The 14,269-nt window shown below is 61.8% G+C and carries 14 protein-coding genes; 6 read left to right on the forward strand and 8 right to left on the reverse strand.

What is annotated here, in order from left to right:
• Nucleotides 1–15: 15 nt before the first annotated feature.
• From ispE to APH34_RS08375, 3 genes are read right to left on the reverse strand one after another with little or no spacing between them, the layout of a single operon-like run.
• Complete coding sequence (gene ispE / locus APH34_RS08365; RefSeq protein WP_054900703.1) at nucleotides 16–876, reverse strand: 4-(cytidine 5'-diphospho)-2-C-methyl-D-erythritol kinase; 861 nt, start codon at nucleotides 874–876, stop codon at nucleotides 16–18.
• Nucleotides 877–879: 3 nt separating this feature from the next.
• On the reverse strand, nucleotides 880–1,497 hold the full coding sequence (gene lolB, locus APH34_RS08370) for a lipoprotein insertase outer membrane protein LolB (protein WP_054900704.1): 618 nt from the start codon (nucleotides 1,495–1,497) through the stop codon (nucleotides 880–882).
• A 4-nt stretch (nucleotides 1,498–1,501) separates the two neighbouring features.
• Nucleotides 1,502–3,223: a tetratricopeptide repeat protein gene (locus APH34_RS08375; RefSeq protein ID WP_054900705.1), complete on the reverse strand. Its 1,722-nt coding sequence runs from the start codon at nucleotides 3,221–3,223 to the stop codon at nucleotides 1,502–1,504.
• A 457-nt stretch (nucleotides 3,224–3,680) separates the two neighbouring features.
• Here APH34_RS08375 and APH34_RS08380 point away from each other — a divergent pair, with 457 nt between their 5' ends.
• Nucleotides 3,681–4,022, forward strand: a complete 342-nt coding sequence (locus APH34_RS08380; RefSeq protein WP_054900706.1) for a hypothetical protein — start codon at nucleotides 3,681–3,683, stop codon at nucleotides 4,020–4,022.
• A gap of 247 nt (nucleotides 4,023–4,269) precedes the next feature.
• Here the strand turns inward: APH34_RS08380 and APH34_RS29210 are convergent, their stop codons facing one another.
• Entirely contained in the window at nucleotides 4,270–4,647 is a 378-nt protein-coding gene (locus APH34_RS29210) for a hypothetical protein (RefSeq protein ID WP_156358070.1), read from the reverse strand.
• Nucleotides 4,648–5,482: 835 nt separating this feature from the next.
• Between APH34_RS29210 and hemA the strand changes: the two genes are divergently transcribed.
• The 5 genes from hemA to murI are packed head-to-tail and all read left to right on the forward strand — an operon-like array spanning nucleotide 5,483 to nucleotide 10,208.
• Complete coding sequence (hemA, locus tag APH34_RS08385) at nucleotides 5,483–6,760, forward strand: glutamyl-tRNA reductase (protein WP_054900707.1); 1,278 nt, start codon at nucleotides 5,483–5,485, stop codon at nucleotides 6,758–6,760.
• The gene (gene prfA, locus APH34_RS08390; protein WP_054900708.1) at nucleotides 6,757–7,839 is read left to right on the forward strand and encodes a peptide chain release factor 1; all 1,083 of its coding nucleotides are present in this window, start codon (nucleotides 6,757–6,759) and stop codon (nucleotides 7,837–7,839) included. Before hemA ends, prfA begins: the two co-directional genes overlap by 4 nt.
• Nucleotides 7,839–8,669 (forward strand): peptide chain release factor N(5)-glutamine methyltransferase, encoded by an 831-nt coding sequence (gene prmC, locus APH34_RS08395; protein ID WP_054900709.1) that lies wholly within the window; start codon nucleotides 7,839–7,841, stop codon nucleotides 8,667–8,669. Before prfA ends, prmC begins: the two co-directional genes overlap by 1 nt.
• Nucleotides 8,663–9,418: a molybdopterin-synthase adenylyltransferase MoeB gene (locus tag APH34_RS08400; protein WP_054900710.1), complete on the forward strand. Its 756-nt coding sequence runs from the start codon at nucleotides 8,663–8,665 to the stop codon at nucleotides 9,416–9,418. Before prmC ends, APH34_RS08400 begins: the two co-directional genes overlap by 7 nt.
• Nucleotides 9,411–10,208, forward strand: coding sequence for a glutamate racemase (gene murI, locus APH34_RS08405; protein ID WP_054900711.1), 798 nt, complete (start codon nucleotides 9,411–9,413; stop codon nucleotides 10,206–10,208). The genes APH34_RS08400 and murI overlap by 8 nt, the downstream gene beginning before the upstream one ends.
• 26 nt (nucleotides 10,209–10,234) lie before the next feature.
• Here the strand turns inward: murI and APH34_RS08410 are convergent, their stop codons facing one another.
• From APH34_RS08410 to APH34_RS08425, 4 genes are read right to left on the reverse strand one after another with little or no spacing between them, the layout of a single operon-like run.
• Complete coding sequence (locus APH34_RS08410; protein ID WP_054900712.1) at nucleotides 10,235–10,936, reverse strand: SDR family oxidoreductase; 702 nt, start codon at nucleotides 10,934–10,936, stop codon at nucleotides 10,235–10,237.
• A 16-nt stretch (nucleotides 10,937–10,952) separates the two neighbouring features.
• The gene (gene phrB, locus APH34_RS08415) at nucleotides 10,953–12,374 is read right to left on the reverse strand and encodes a deoxyribodipyrimidine photo-lyase (RefSeq protein WP_054900785.1); all 1,422 of its coding nucleotides are present in this window, start codon (nucleotides 12,372–12,374) and stop codon (nucleotides 10,953–10,955) included.
• Between the two features lie 7 nt (nucleotides 12,375–12,381).
• Nucleotides 12,382–13,263 carry a MerR family transcriptional regulator gene (locus APH34_RS08420; RefSeq protein WP_054900713.1) on the reverse strand — a complete coding sequence of 294 codons (882 nt, stop codon included), beginning with the start codon at nucleotides 13,261–13,263 and terminating at the stop codon, nucleotides 12,382–12,384.
• Nucleotides 13,253–14,221: a DUF523 and DUF1722 domain-containing protein gene (locus tag APH34_RS08425; RefSeq protein WP_054900714.1), complete on the reverse strand. Its 969-nt coding sequence runs from the start codon at nucleotides 14,219–14,221 to the stop codon at nucleotides 13,253–13,255. Before APH34_RS08425 ends, APH34_RS08420 begins: the two co-directional genes overlap by 11 nt.
• Between the last annotated feature and the right edge of the window lie 48 nt (nucleotides 14,222–14,269).

Below are 14,269 nucleotides of genomic sequence, written 5' to 3' on the forward strand. Positions count from 1 at the left end.
CTGTTGCTGCGAGCGCTAGGCACTCGACTTCTTGACCAGACTTTGCAGCTTGCGATGCAACATCGAAACATTGCTTCCTTTCGCCACAAACCCTGTTTGGGTCGCTGAAAGAAGGGCCAGAACTTTATCAGCTTCGGCTTTGCTTGGGAAGGCCCCAAACACACAACTTCCAGTTCCGGTTAGCCGAGCTTCGGTGAATTTACCCAGTGAATTCAATGCGTTTCGAACTTCTGGATAACGTTGCTCAACTACCCGTTGGCAGTCATTTCGACTGTTTCCCTCGGGAACGGGGCGCATCTTAAGGGGGAGGGAATCACGTGTCAACTGCGGATGTGAAAAAATTTCTACTGTGCTGACAGACACTTGCGGCACCAGCACGACATACCACGGCTCGATCGGGTCAACCGGGGTCAGTTGCTCGCCCACACCTTGGGCGAACGCTGCATGGCCGCGGACGAACACCGGCACATCGGCGCCCAGGGTCAGGCCCAAGGCGGCCAGGCGATCTTCGTCCCAGCTCAGCTCCCACAAGTGCGCCAGCGCCAGCAGCGTAGTCGCCGCATCCGAACTGCCGCCACCGATACCGCCACCCATGGGCAGCACCTTGTTCAGCCAGATGTCAGCGCCCAGTGGTGTACCGGCCTGTTCCTGAAGTTTGCGCGCAGCCCGCACGATCAGGTTGCTGTCGTGGGGCACGGCGTCGATCTCGGTGTGCAGGCGGATCACCCCGTCTTCACGCCGGGCGAAGGTGAGCTCGTCACCGTGGTCGAGGAACTGGAACACGGTCTCCAGCTCATGGTATCCGTCCGGGCGGCGGCCGATGATGTGCAACCACAGGTTGAGCTTGGCCGGGGCGGGCAGGGTGAGCGTTTGCATCGATCAGTGCCCCAGCTGGCGTGGCTGCCAGTCCTTGACGACCAGGGTCACATCGAGGTCCTTGCCGTGCAGCTTCAGGCGCTCGGGCAACCAGTAACCGTTCTGTTCGGTGTAGCTCAGGTACTGTACCTGCCAGCCATCCTGGTCGAGGCTTGCCAGGCGGCTGTCGCCATCGAGCGTCAGCTTGCTTTTGCTGTCAGGGGCGGGCAGGCCACGCACCCACCAGACCAGGTGCGAGACGGGCAACTGCCAGCCCAGCTGCTCTTGCAGCAGCGCCTCGGGGCTGCTGGCCTCGTAGCGGCCCTGGTTGGCTACCTCCAATACCACTCCGCCAGGGCGGCCGGTCAGGCGTGCAGCGCCGCGACCCAGGGGCCCGGCCAGGCGGATGTCGAAGTAGTCCTGGCGCTGCAGCCAGAACAGTGTGCCGCTGCCGGAGTCACGTGGGGCGCGAATACCGACTTTGCCGTTGATCTGCCAGCCATCGAGGCTGCTCAGCTGTTCTTTATGGGCACGCCACTGCTGTGGGTCGCCGTGGCCCTGCAGGGCTTCGCGGCTACCGAAACCGGCGCAGCCGGCCAGCAGGGCAATGAGGGTGAAGGTGATGCAATGGCGCAAGAACATGGCGTTAAAGGGTCTCGGATCCGGTCAGGCGCAAGACGGTCTTGCGCAGGATAGGGCTGTCGGGCTGGGTCTCGAAGGCTTTGGCCCAGACCTGGCGGGCTTCACGACGCTTGCCGTTGGCCCACAGGACCTCGCCCAGGTGGGCGGCCACCTCATGGTCGGGGAAGCGCTCCAGCGCCTGGCGCAGGTAGCGTTCGGCTTCGTCGAGGTTGCCCTGGCGATAGGCCACCCAGCCGAGGCTGTCGAGGATGGCGGGGTCGTCCGGGGTCAGTTGGTGGGCCTTGTCGATCAGTGCCTTGGCTTCGGCATAGCGGGTGGTGCGGTCGGCCAGGGTGTAGCCCAGGGCGTTGAGGGCCATGGCGTTTTCCGGCTCGCGGGCGATGATCGCGCGCAGGTCTTTTTCCATCTGCGCCAGGTCGTCACGCTTCTCGGCCAGCATGGCGCGGGTGTAAAGCAGGTTGAGGTCGTCCGGGTAGCGCTGGATGGCCTGCTGCAGCACCTGGTTGGCCTGGGCGTCCTTGTTGTTGTTGCTGTAGCTTTCCGATTCGATCAGGTACAGCTGAATGGCGATATCTGGCTGCGCCTCGCGGGCCTCGGCGAGCTGGCGCGACGCTTCGGTGCCGCGGCCGTTGGCGATCAGGATGTCAGCTTGGCGCAGTTGTGCCGGCAGGTAATCCGGGCCGGGGCCGACCAAGGCGTATTCGCGCAGGGCGCCTGCGGGGTCGTGGCGCTCCTCGGCGATGCGGCCCAGGTTCAGGTGCGCGGCATCGACATTGCTGTCGCGGTCAATCAGCTCGCGCAGGTAGCTTTCGGCTTCGTCCCAGTCCTTGTTCTCCAGGCACACCAGGGCCAGGGAGTAGCGCAGTTCGTCGTCATCGGGGTACTGCTGGACGAGGCTGATGAATTCGCCTTTGGCGTCGGCGATGCGGTCCTGTTCGACCAGGGTGCGCGCGTAGGTCAGGCGCAGGCGCTTGTCGTCCGGGTTGTCGCGGATGGCGCCGCGCAGCAGTGGCAAGGCTTCCGGGCCGCGGTCCAGGGCCTGCAGCAGGCGTGCGCGCAGCAGGATCGGGGCGATCTCGCCATTTTGCGCAGGGTGCTCTTCCAGCAGGTTCAGGGCTTCTTCGGCCTTGCCGTCCTGGTTCAGCAGCAGGGCTTTGCCAAACACCAGCTGGCTGTTGTCCGGGTATTTGACCAGCAGGCGGTCGAAGCTTTGCATCAGGCCGTCGCGGGTGCTCTGGTCGGTCTCGGCAGCCGACAGGGCGAGGAAGTCGAAGTGAGTGTCTCCCTGGCCTTGCAGGACTTTCTCCATATAGGCCATGGAGTCGTCATAACGGCCAGCACGCGCCAGCTGGATGGCGGCAGCGCGCTGGGCGTCGAGGTTCTGCGGGTCGTTGCGGGCCCAGATCAGTGCGGTATCCAGGGCCGGCTCGTCCGCGCCCAGGTACTCGGCGATGCGGTAGGCACGCTCGGAAACAGCAGGGTCCTGGGTCTTCTCGGCCTGGTCGGCGTAGTTGGCCAGGGCGATGTCGAAACGGTTGCGCTGGCCGGCCAGCTCGGCCACCAGCAGGCTGTAGAGCGTGTCCTGTTTGAACGACCCATACACCACGGGCTTTTCGGCCTCACTTTTGCCGGCTTCGGCAACGGGAGACTCGGCCTTTTGCGGGGCCAGGCTCTGGCAGCCCTGGAGCAGGGCGAAGGCAAGCAGCAATGCGTAGGGTCTGTTCATATAAGGAGGCTTAAAAGGACTTACCGGCGGTCGGAGCATGATGACACAAGCGCGGGGGCAAACCCACCTGCGAAGGTCGTGGTGTACAGCGTGGGTGTTGCTAGGTGGGACAGTGGGGTGAAGTAGAGGTTCGCAAGCGTGTGCAGCAGTAGGGATCCGCATTTTTGGGCGTTCGGTCCCGTTGGAGGGTGGAGGGTGGAGGGCCCCGATTGGCCTCCCCTGGCATCCAGCACGTGTTCACCGGAATGTCAGGGAGCATTTGAAGCGGGCGATTGAAAAAAATCGCTGCGTCGGCGTGGAGGATTGTTCAGTTCGAGTGGAATGGCCTGATAGCCCCCTTTGGTGGTTGAGTTAGTTTACTGACTCACCTACAGAAGCCTCACGGAATACGCCTTGATGAATCATCTTCTGACTTCATGAGGCGTCTCCCGAAATACTAGAACTCAAGGAGATCGCCATGACAGTTCTTTCGAAATCGCTTGAAGATTTACTGACCAGCATTTATGCCGACGATAAGGTTTCCATGAAAGAATTCCTGACCCTGCAGGCGGATGCAGACAACCGCTGGGAAAGGGTGATTGCTGAGCTAGGGCCGAATACGACGCTACTGGCATTCCAGAAGGCGATGGATGTTGCAATGCACATGCTGCACTTGAGTGTCGAACATGTCAAAAGGCAAGAACTCACTGATCTTGGCGAAGCAGTAGTGAAAGATGCGGTGACTGCCCAGGTTGAATATGTAAGAGCAGGGTGCGCGCTGAGCCTGAGGGCTTTGAAAGTTGGCCCCAACTCCATTTGATCTGATAGCTATGCCTGTCTAGCAGGGGCAGGCGTGGCGCGTGAGTGCTCCGCGCTCACGTCTCACTCTAGAACTATCAGTGATAGAAGCGATAGTGTCATGGTATACCAGAAAACAGGAGCAGGCGTCTGGATATCTCGGGCATGCATTGGATGTCAATGGGGTCTGCCAAGTTGCGGCGTATGTGCATTGTGGTGCCAGCCCTGGCGTCGATTTTGCCAATGGCGGCTTGGCGGATTCTCGAGATTCAAATGAGATATCGGCACGCGTGAGTTAACAGTAATGCTAGAAATAAGGCGAGGTTGAAGATGACAAGTCTGCATAGTCGTTTTTTCATTCGTTCGGGTAGCCGATCAACCTCATCAATTTTTATCAGGCCCCTGCGTGCATACGCCTCTGGGAAAACTAACATCAGAGACAGCGCCCCAAACCGAATGATTTTGCCAGTCAGGCCAAATTCAGAATATAGCTTTCTATTGTCATTGATGATTTTGCAGCTGGGTAGCAGGGACTCTATATATTCGGTGTCGCGATGTGATAAATAAAATGTTAGAGGTAGAGAGATAAAAATCGCTGTAAAAATAATGCCATAGGCTGCGCCTAAAGCAAGTTGAATTGTGGTCACTTTATCACTCGCTCATACAAAATTTCGCCCAGATATTCTCCTCCTTCATTTCCGAGCTCCCCGCCTACGATTCCTCCCAAGGCTCCGCCCCCTACCCCACACGCGATCGCTCCAGGCCCGCCTGATGCTATTCCTAAGACCACGCTACAGGCTGCCATTCCAATGAGATTTCCACCGATTGAGCCAATTAGGCCTCCTCCCACGCTACCTGCAAGTGAACCACTCTCAACGATGGTAGCTCTTTTGCATTCTTCATCTCTCCCTTCTGCGCATGCTTTTTTGATTGATAAGCTTGTGCTTGCGACCTCCAACGCAATGCCGATATAGGCGCCTTTCTTGATCAGGTTCGCTGCTTTGCCAACCCCTGCAACCTTATCGGCATACCCTGCAATTTCCCCAGATGTTAAGGTTTTATTCGCAGGCGGGAGTGCTTGGCCCGGTCAGTGATTGGCAAGGCTAGGCGTCGAATTGAGAGGGAGCAATACCTAAGGCTTTGTTTCAGAAACGGGCTACAGACTTGTGGAATAAATCGTTTTGAATGTATCGAAAGTTGTCTTGGCACGCCTTGTTCTGTAAGAAATATACCCTGACCCGGCACGGACTTTGTGGCAGCCGGCTTGCCGGCGATCACCGGCGAAGCCGGCGCCACGACCGCGGTGTCAGCATCGCCGGCAAGCCGGCTCCCACAGGGCGCCTGGTGTGCTTGCCGGCTTTGTTACCAGCGCGAAAGCAGGTCGGGCGAGCAGGTGCTATCAGCTCAATAGCGAACGGTGGTTGTCCTGAAACCTGCGAAAGAGGACAATTATCGGCTTCCCGTCACAACCAGCGACCTTGCATGGCCTTTCTTGCACTTGGTATCAACCATAAGACTGCCTCGGTAGACGTACGCGAGCGCGTGGCGTTTACCCCCGAGCAGCTGGTCGACGCCCTGCAGCAGCTCTGCCGACTGACCGCCAGCCGCGAAGCGGCGATCCTGTCGACCTGCAACCGTAGCGAGCTCTATATAGAGCAGGATCAGCTGTCGGCCGACGCCGTTCTGCAGTGGCTGGCCGATTATCACCGCCTGAACGTGGATGAACTGCGCGCCAGCGCCTATATCCATGAAGAGCACGACGCGGTGAGGCACATGATGCGGGTGGCCTCCGGCCTGGACTCGCTCGTGCTCGGCGAACCGCAGATCCTCGGCCAGATGAAGTCGGCCTATGCTGTCGCGCGCGAGGCCGGTACCGTCGGCCCGCTGCTCGGGCGCCTGTTCCAGGCCACCTTCAGTGCAGCCAAGCAGGTGCGCACCGACACTGCAATCGGCGAAAACCCTGTGTCGGTGGCGTTTGCCGCGGTGAGCCTGGCGCGGCAGATCTTCAGCGACCTGGGACGCAGCCAGGCGTTGCTGATCGGCGCCGGTGAAACCATCACCCTGGTGGCCCGTCACCTGCATGAGCAGGGTGTGCGCCGTATCGTCGTGGCCAACCGTACCCTGGAACGGGCCAGCCTTCTTGCCGAGCAGTTCGGTGCCCATGCCGTGTTGCTGGCTGACATCCCCCAGGAACTGGCCAACAGCGACATCGTCATCAGCTCCACCGCCAGCCAGTTGCCGATCCTCGGCAAGGGTGCGGTGGAAAGCGCGCTGAAGCAGCGCCGCCACAAGCCGATCTTCATGGTCGACATTGCCGTACCGCGTGACATCGAGACGGAGGTCGGTGAACTCGACGACGTCTACCTGTACACCGTCGACGACCTGCACGAAGTGGTCGCAGAAAACCTCAAGAGCCGCCAAGGGGCGGCTCAGGCAGCTGAAGAGCTGGTTTCGGTGGGTGCTGAGGACTTCATGGTGCGCCTGCGCGAGCTGGGCGCCGTGGACGTACTGCGTGCCTACCGCCAGCAAAGCGAGCGCCTGCGCGACGAAGAATTGCAAAAAGCCCAGCGCCTGCTGGCCAACGGCGGCAACCCCGAGGAAGTATTGGCCCAACTGGCCCGGGGGCTGACCAACAAACTGCTGCATGCGCCTAGCGTGCAACTGAAAAAGCTCTCGGCCGAGGGCCGCCTCGATGCGCTGGCCATGGCCCAGGAACTCTTTGCCCTCAATGAGGGCTCCACGGACAAATCCCTGCAATGAAAGCGTCGCTGCTGAACAAACTGGACACGCTCCAGGACCGCTTCGAGGAACTCACCGCACTGCTGGGTGATGCCGAAGTCATTTCCGACCAGACCCGCTTTCGCGCTTACTCGCGCGAATATGCCGAAGTGGAGCCGGTGATCGCCGCCTATCAGGCGTGGCGCAAGGTGCAGGACGACCTCGAAGGCGCCCAGGCACTGCTCAAGGATGCTGACCCCGACATGCGCGAAATGGCCGTGGATGAGGTGCGTGAAGCCAAGGAGCAGCTGGCAGGCCTGGAGTCGCAGTTGCAGCGCATGCTGCTGCCCAAGGACCCCAACGACGGGCGCAACGTGTTCCTCGAAATCCGTGCCGGCACCGGGGGGGACGAAGCGGCAATCTTCTCTGGCGACCTGTTCCGCATGTATTCGCGTTACGCCGAGCGGCGTGGCTGGCGCCTGGAGATTCTCTCTGAGAACGAAGGCGAGCACGGCGGCTACAAAGAGATCATCGCGCGTGTCGAGGGCGACAGCGTGTACGGCAAGCTCAAGTTCGAATCAGGCGCGCACCGCGTGCAGCGGGTGCCGGAAACCGAGTCGCAGGGCCGGATCCACACCTCGGCGTGCACGGTGGCGGTGTTGCCTGAGCCCGATGAGCAGGTCGCCATCGAGATCAACCCGGCCGACTTGCGCGTGGATACCTACCGCGCCTCCGGTGCCGGTGGTCAGCACGTCAACAAGACCGACTCCGCTATCCGCATCACCCACTTGCCTACCGGGATCGTGGTCGAGTGCCAGGAAGAGCGTTCTCAGCATAAGAACCGCGCCCGCGCCATGTCCTGGCTGTCGGCCAAGCTCAACGACATGCAGACCAGCGCTGCGCAGAACGCCATCGCCAGCGAGCGCAAGCTGCTGGTGGGTTCGGGGGACCGCTCCGAGCGCATCCGTACCTACAACTACCCACAGGGACGGGTGACCGATCACCGTATCAACCTGACCTTGTATTCCCTCGACGACATCCTGGCCGGTGGCGTGGACGCCGTGATCGAACCGTTGCTGGCCGAATACCAGGCCGATCAATTGGCTGCTCTGGGGGACTGATGACCATTATTGCCAGCCTGCTGCGCAATGCGCAGCTGCCCGATTCGCCCTCGGAGCGCCTGGACGCCGAGTTACTGCTGGCTGCCGCCATTGGCAAGTCGCGCAGCTTCCTGCACACCTGGCCAGAGCGGATCGTCAGCAGCGAAGATGCCGAGACCTATGCCGGCTACCTGCAGCGTCGCCGGGCCGGCGAGCCGGTGGCCTACATTCTTGGGCAGCAGGGCTTCTGGAAGCTCGACCTGGAGGTCGCCCCGCATACACTGATCCCGCGGCCGGATACCGAGCTGCTGGTCGAGACTGCCCTGGCGTTGCAACCGGCTTCGCCGGCCAAGGTGCTCGACCTGGGCACCGGTACGGGTGCCATCGCCCTGGCCCTGGCCAGCGACTGCCCCGCCTGGCAGGTCACGGCGGTGGATCGGGTCGAGGAGGCAGTAGCGCTGGCCGAACGTAATCGCCAGCGCCTGGGCCTGGGCAATGTCCAGGTGCTGGCCAGCCATTGGTTCAGCAACCTGGCTGGCCAGCAATTTGACCTGATTCTCAGCAACCCGCCTTACATCGCCGCCGAAGACCCGCACCTGGTCGCCGGGGATGTGCGCTTCGAGCCCTGCAGCGCGCTGGTCGCCGGCGCCGATGGCCTGGATGACCTGCGGGCGATCGTCAGCCAGGCCCCGACGTACCTGTTGCCAGGTGGGTGGTTGTTGCTCGAACATGGCTACGACCAGGCTGTGGCAGTGCGCGCGCTGTTGGCTGCGCAAGGCTTCATCGAGATAGCCAGCCGCAGGGACCTGGGGGGTCATGAACGTATTTCCCTGGGGCGCATGCCATGTTGAGCGATCAGGAACTGTTGCGTTACAGCCGTCAGATTCTGCTGGCCCAGGTGGATATCGACGGCCAACTGCGTCTGAAGCGGAGCAAGGCGTTGATCGTCGGCCTGGGGGGGCTCGGCTCGCCCGTGGCGTTGTACCTTGCCGCTGCTGGCGTTGGGGAGCTGCACCTGGCCGACTTCGACACTGTCGACCTGACCAATCTCCAGCGCCAGGTCATTCATGACAGCAGCAATGTCGGGATGAGCAAGGTGGACTCGGCGCTGCAACGCCTGCAGGCGATCAACCCCGAGGTCACCCTGGTCGCTCATCACCAGGCACTGGACGAAGATTCCCTGGCTGCGGCAGTGGCAGCGGTCGACCTGGTGCTGGACTGCTCCGACAACTTTGCTACCCGTGAGGCCGTCAACGCTGCCTGCTTCGCCGTTGGCAAACCGCTGGTCAGTGGTGCTGCGATCCGCCTCGAAGGGCAGTTGTCTGTGTTCGACCCTCGGCGCGACTACAGCCCTTGCTACCACTGCCTGTATGGCCATGGCAGCGAGGATGAGCTGACCTGCAGTGAAGCGGGGGTGATCGGCCCGCTGGTCGGGTTGGTCGGCAGCCTGCAGGCACTGGAGGCCATGAAGCTGCTCGCCGGCTTCGGTGAGCCGCTGGTAGGCCGCCTGCTGCTGATCGACGCCTTGGGCACGCGCCTGCGTGAGCTGCGGGTCAAGCGTGATCCTGCCTGCAGTGTATGCGGCAAGCGCGATGGCTGAGCGCTCGGCCCCCGTCGGCGTGATGGACTCCGGGGTCGGCGGCTTGTCGGTCCTGGCCGAAATCCAGAGCCTTTTGCCCCACGAATCGCTGCTTTACGTGGCCGATTGTGGCCATGTGCCCTACGGCGAAAAAAGCCCGGATTATATCCGCCAGCGTTGCCGGCGAATTGCCGAGTTTTTCCAGGCACAGGGGGCCAAGGCGATGGTTCTGGCCTGTAACACGGCTACCGTGGCGGCCGTTGCCGATCTGCGCGAGCTTTACCCCGACTGGCCACTGGTAGGCATGGAGCCGGCGGTAAAACCCGCTGCTGCAGCCACCCGTTCCGGCGTGGTGGGCGTGCTGGCAACCACCGGCACATTGCAGAGCGCCAAGTTCGCGGCGTTGCTCGACCGCTTCGCCAACGATGTGCGGGTGGTCACCCAGCCTTGCCCCGGGTTGGTCGAACTGATCGAGACCGGTGACCTGGGCAGCCCGCAGTTGCGCCAGTTATTGCTCGGCTATGTGCAGCCGCTGCTGGCGGCCGGTTGTGACACATTGATATTGGGTTGTACCCACTATCCCTTCCTGCGGCCCCTGCTGGCCGAGATGGTGCCCGCCGATGTGGCCATCATCGATACCGGCGCTGCGGTGGCGCGGCAACTGCAGCGGCTGCTCGACGCACGTGGCCTACTGGCCGAAGGGCCGCCACGCGAAGCCGCGTTCTGGAGCAGCGCCGATCCGCAATCATTGAGCGCCATCCTGCCTGTGCTGTGGCATCGGTCGCACGGTGTTCAACGTTTTACAATGTAGACTCGGCCCTGCAGAGCAGGTTGCGGCTATTGGCGAGACAACGGCCACAAGCTGCTCGGGTCCAACGTCTCAAGCACCAGTTCAGGTTCACGTAACGGCAACCGTTGCAGCAGTTCTTCTGCCGCGTTCTGCGGCGTCCAGGGATCGGGCAGGGCTTGCGCCGAGGTCACCGGTGTCTTCAGGGATTGCGGTGCAACCACTGTCAAATCGATCCCCATCCCCTTCAACGGCTCGCGCTGTTCGCGCAACCACTGGGGGGTGTTGTTCCAGCCTGCGGTCGTTTGTGTGGGCGCATACAACTGCAAAGCCGAGTAACGGCTGAAAATCGCCATCACCTGCGGCATGTCCCCCCTGGCCAACAACGGCAGGGCGCTGGCCAGGCAATATTCACCCGCCACCCGATTCGTGCTGATGATTTTCTCGAAGAGATCGTTGTGCGCCACGGCGCCTTCCAGGTAATCGCTGGTGCCAGCATTGATGATCAGGCTGTCCAGTGACTTCCAGGCACGTGAGATCTCCCCGCTGGCGCGGGCTGCCTGATGCTCATGATGCAACTGCCAAGGCAGGCGCAGGAGCCTGTCGCCATGGTGTGTCGCCAATTCATCCAACGCTTGGCTGTCTTTCCCACTGGCGGCAACCCGGTGTCCTTGCTCAAGCAACTGCTCCACCAAGGCCAGGCCCAATCCATTGCTGGCCCCTGTAACCCAGAAACTACGCGAGTTGGTCAAGATGCTGCCCTCTGAATCACCGGCGCGGCAGGTTCTTGAATGCGTCCAGTGCGCGCTGGCGACTACTTCCGAGATCGACAATCGGACGGTGGTAGCAAGTATTAGCAAAAAGATCAGCAGACTTCACCGGTTGATGAATGTTTTTTTCATCCAGGTCCTTAAGTTCCGGTAGCCAGTGGCGGATAAAGGCCCCCTCTGGGTCAAAGCGCTGTGACTGCGAAATCGGGTTGAAAATGCGGAAGTAGGGCACCGCGTCGGTACCTGTGGAGGCGCTCCACTGCCAACCGCCATTGTTGGCCGCCAAGTCGCCGTCGATCAGGTGGTGCATGAAATGGCGCTCGCCCTCGCGCCAGTCGATCAGCAGGTTCTTGCTGAGGAACATAGCGACGATCATCCGCAGGCGGTTGTGCATCCAGCCGGTTTGCAGCAACTGACGCATGGCCGCATCGATGATCGGGAACCCAGTGCGCCCTTGTTTCCAGGCCAGGAGGTCTTCTGGCGCATCACGCCAGGGCAGGGCTTCGGTGTGGCTACGGAAAGCGCGATGGCGCGACACCTGTGGATAACCGGTGAGGATGTGCTTGTAGAACTCGCGCCAAAGCAGTTCGTTGATCCATGTCTGAATACCGCTGCTGCCGCTGTCGAACTCGCCGCGGTTGCTGGCCAGGGCGGCATGCAGGCATTGGCGCGGCGAGATAACACCGGCGGCCAGGTACGCCGACAGCTGGCTGGTGCCGGGTTGGGCTGGCAGATCGCGCAGGTGCTGGTAATCCTCGATGGTTTCGTCGACAAAGCGCGTGAGCCGTGCTTGGGCTTCGCCTTCACCCGCTGGCCAGTGGGCGACGAGCGAGGCGGTGGGTTTATCGAAGCCCTCCACCTGCGCGGGTACCGGGTCGCTGGGAATGCCCAGCGGTGCCTGGCATTTCACCCGCGGGGCAAGGGCTGGCAAGCTGCGGTGCAAGTGTTCAAGGCAAACCTTCTTGAATTGGCTGAACACTTGGAAGTAATCGCCGCTGCGCGTGAGGACAGTGCCGGGGCGAAACAGCAATTGGTCGAGGTAGTTATGGACCTGGATGCCCGATGCCGCCAACCGCTTGCGGGTGGCTTGGTCACGGTCGTTCTCGTTGATGCCGTATTCATCATTCCAGTGCACGGCTTCGACCTGGTGCTGGCGGCAAACCTCAAGCAGCGCGGATGCCGCTTCATCCCAGGTGTCGATCCTGCGGATCAGCAGTGGGATGTTGAGCTTGCCCAGTGACTGGCGCAGGTCGTGCAGGTTGCGTAGCCAGAAGTCGACCTTGCAGGCGGCATCGTCGTGCGCGTGCCACTGGCCTGGGCTGGCCAGCCATAATGCCAATGTGGGGCCCCGTTCGCAGGCAGCACTCAGGGCGGTGTTGTCGTCTATGCGCAGGTCGCTGCGTAGCCAGATCAGTTGCATGGTGTACTCATTCAGCAGGCCGGCGGTCATTGCCTTGCAGCGCGCGCAATGCCGCCTGCGGTGTATCGAACAGGTAAAGCTCAGGCAGGTTCATTGTCTGCAACTGGGCTTGGTGCAGCGCGACAGTGGCGCCGCCCAGCAGCTTTACCCCAGGGACCCCTTGCAGGGTACGCAGCAGGGCCTTGGCATCGATGCGCGGACCTAGCTGCAAGAGCAACGCGCGGGGCTGTAGCGCGATAACGGCACGTTGCAGTTGCGCGCCACTGACCGGCTGTTCAAGCACTTCGACCGGGATGCCGTTGCTGCTCAGTAGCCAGGCACACAGCCACAGGCCCAGGTCGAAGGCATGCTCTGCATCCACTGCCAGCAGCACGGCTGGCCCATGCAGCAGTTGGTTGTCGTGATAGACCCGCGCGCCCAGCTTGCTGCGTAGCCAGGTATGGAAAAAAACCTGCTCGAGCTGGGCATTGAAATAGTTGCGCCAGCGTTGGTTCAGGCTGTCCATCAGCGGTAGCAACAGTTGTTCGCACAAGGTGACGGCGGGGTACAACGCCATGGCCTGGTTGAGTTGCTGGTCGAGGGCACGTTGGGAGAGGTTGGCGATGGCCTCGATCAGTTGCTGCTGACGGGTTTGCCAGTCGCCTTGTGGCGCTACGGCTGAGGGCTTCTCGAGCAGTTCGCGTACCTGGCCCACTGACGCGCCGCGTGCCAGCCAGGCGAGAATGGCGTCGACCCGGTCGACCTGGTCTTGGCCATACAGGCGATGGCCTTTGGCGGTGCGTTGCGGTTTGAGCAGGCCATATCGCCGCTCCCAGGCCCGCAATGTCACCGGGTTCACTCCGGTACGCCGGGCCAGTTCGCCAATCGGCATCAGCATGTCAGACGGCATTGCGTAGCCCCAGGCTGTCGGGGTGAGGTTGCAGGTAGGCCTGCTGCAACAGGTAGGGGTCAGGGTGTTTGCGCAGATAGTGCTTGAGCAGGGTCAGCGGCACCACCAAGGGCACCACGCCTTGCTGGTACTGATCGATGATGTGCTGGAGTTCGGCCTTGTCCTGCGGGGTCATTGCCCCTTTGAAATAACCACTGAGGTGCTGCAGCACATTGCCATGGGTCCCTCGGCTGGCGCAGCGACGCAGGGCCTGCATCAGCTGGCTGAAGTAACGTGGCCCGATCTCCTGGGGGTCGTCGTCCCTGCTCATGCTCCCAAGCAGACGGCCCAGCTGGCGATAAGCCTGGGGGTTGTTGGCCATCAACAGGTATTTGTAGCGGGAGTGGAAGCGCACCAAGGCACCGCGGCTCAGGCCTTGGGCCAGCAGGTGCTGCCAATCGGCGTAGGCGTAGACACGGCTGATGAAGTTCTCGCGCAGCACCGGATCGTGCAGGCGGCCTTCTTCCTCCACGGGCAGGTCCGGGCGACAGGCGCAGAAGGCGGCAGCATAGGCACCTGTGCCGCCTTGAGGGGCGGGGTAGCCATTGTCCTGGTAGACCTTGACCCGCTCCAGGCCACAAGAGGGCGATTTCTGCATGAAGATGTAGCCGCAGATATCGTCGAGCTCGGCGGCCATTTGCTCGCCGTAGGTGCGCAACGGGCCGGTGAGGTCGTTGCCGGGATCGCGGGTGCCGACCACCGAAGGGTGCTCGGGGTCGCCGACCAGCCGGATCGGATCACGCGGTACACCCAGGCCAATCGCCACCTCGGGGCAGACCGGCAGCCAGTCGAAATGCGCTTCCAGCTGTGTACGGCAGAGGTCGGACGCCTTGTGCCCGCCGTTGTAGCGCACACTGTGGCCCGTCAGGCAGGCGCTGATGGCGATGCGAGGCTTACGTTCGGTGGATGGCTCGTGCATGGCTGTCTCCGAAAAACTTGTACATGAATATAAGCTTGTACAAGTTTA

Source organism: Pseudomonas sp. NBRC 111131 (assembly GCF_001320525.1).
Classification (GTDB): Bacteria; Pseudomonadota; Gammaproteobacteria; order Pseudomonadales; family Pseudomonadaceae; genus Aquipseudomonas; species Aquipseudomonas ceruminis.

Coding starts and splice junctions, on each gene's coding strand:
- ispE (WP_054900703.1), bottom strand. CDS start 876: ATGCAAACGCTCACCCTGCCCGCCCCGGCCAAGCTCAACCTGTGGTTG.
- lolB (WP_054900704.1), bottom strand. CDS start 1,497: ATGTTCTTGCGCCATTGCATCACCTTCACCCTCATTGCCCTGCTGGCC.
- APH34_RS08375 (WP_054900705.1), bottom strand. CDS start 3,223: ATGAACAGACCCTACGCATTGCTGCTTGCCTTCGCCCTGCTCCAGGGC.
- APH34_RS08380 (WP_054900706.1), top strand. CDS start 3,681: ATGACAGTTCTTTCGAAATCGCTTGAAGATTTACTGACCAGCATTTAT.
- hemA (WP_054900707.1), top strand. CDS start 5,483: ATGGCCTTTCTTGCACTTGGTATCAACCATAAGACTGCCTCGGTAGAC.
- prfA (WP_054900708.1), top strand. CDS start 6,757: ATGAAAGCGTCGCTGCTGAACAAACTGGACACGCTCCAGGACCGCTTC.
- prmC (WP_054900709.1), top strand. CDS start 7,839: ATGACCATTATTGCCAGCCTGCTGCGCAATGCGCAGCTGCCCGATTCG.
- APH34_RS08400 (WP_054900710.1), top strand. CDS start 8,663: ATGTTGAGCGATCAGGAACTGTTGCGTTACAGCCGTCAGATTCTGCTG.
- murI (WP_054900711.1), top strand. CDS start 9,411: ATGGCTGAGCGCTCGGCCCCCGTCGGCGTGATGGACTCCGGGGTCGGC.
- phrB (WP_054900785.1), bottom strand. CDS start 12,374: ATGCAACTGATCTGGCTACGCAGCGACCTGCGCATAGACGACAACACC.
- APH34_RS08420 (WP_054900713.1), bottom strand. CDS start 13,263: ATGCCGTCTGACATGCTGATGCCGATTGGCGAACTGGCCCGGCGTACC.
- APH34_RS08425 (WP_054900714.1), bottom strand. CDS start 14,221: ATGCACGAGCCATCCACCGAACGTAAGCCTCGCATCGCCATCAGCGCC.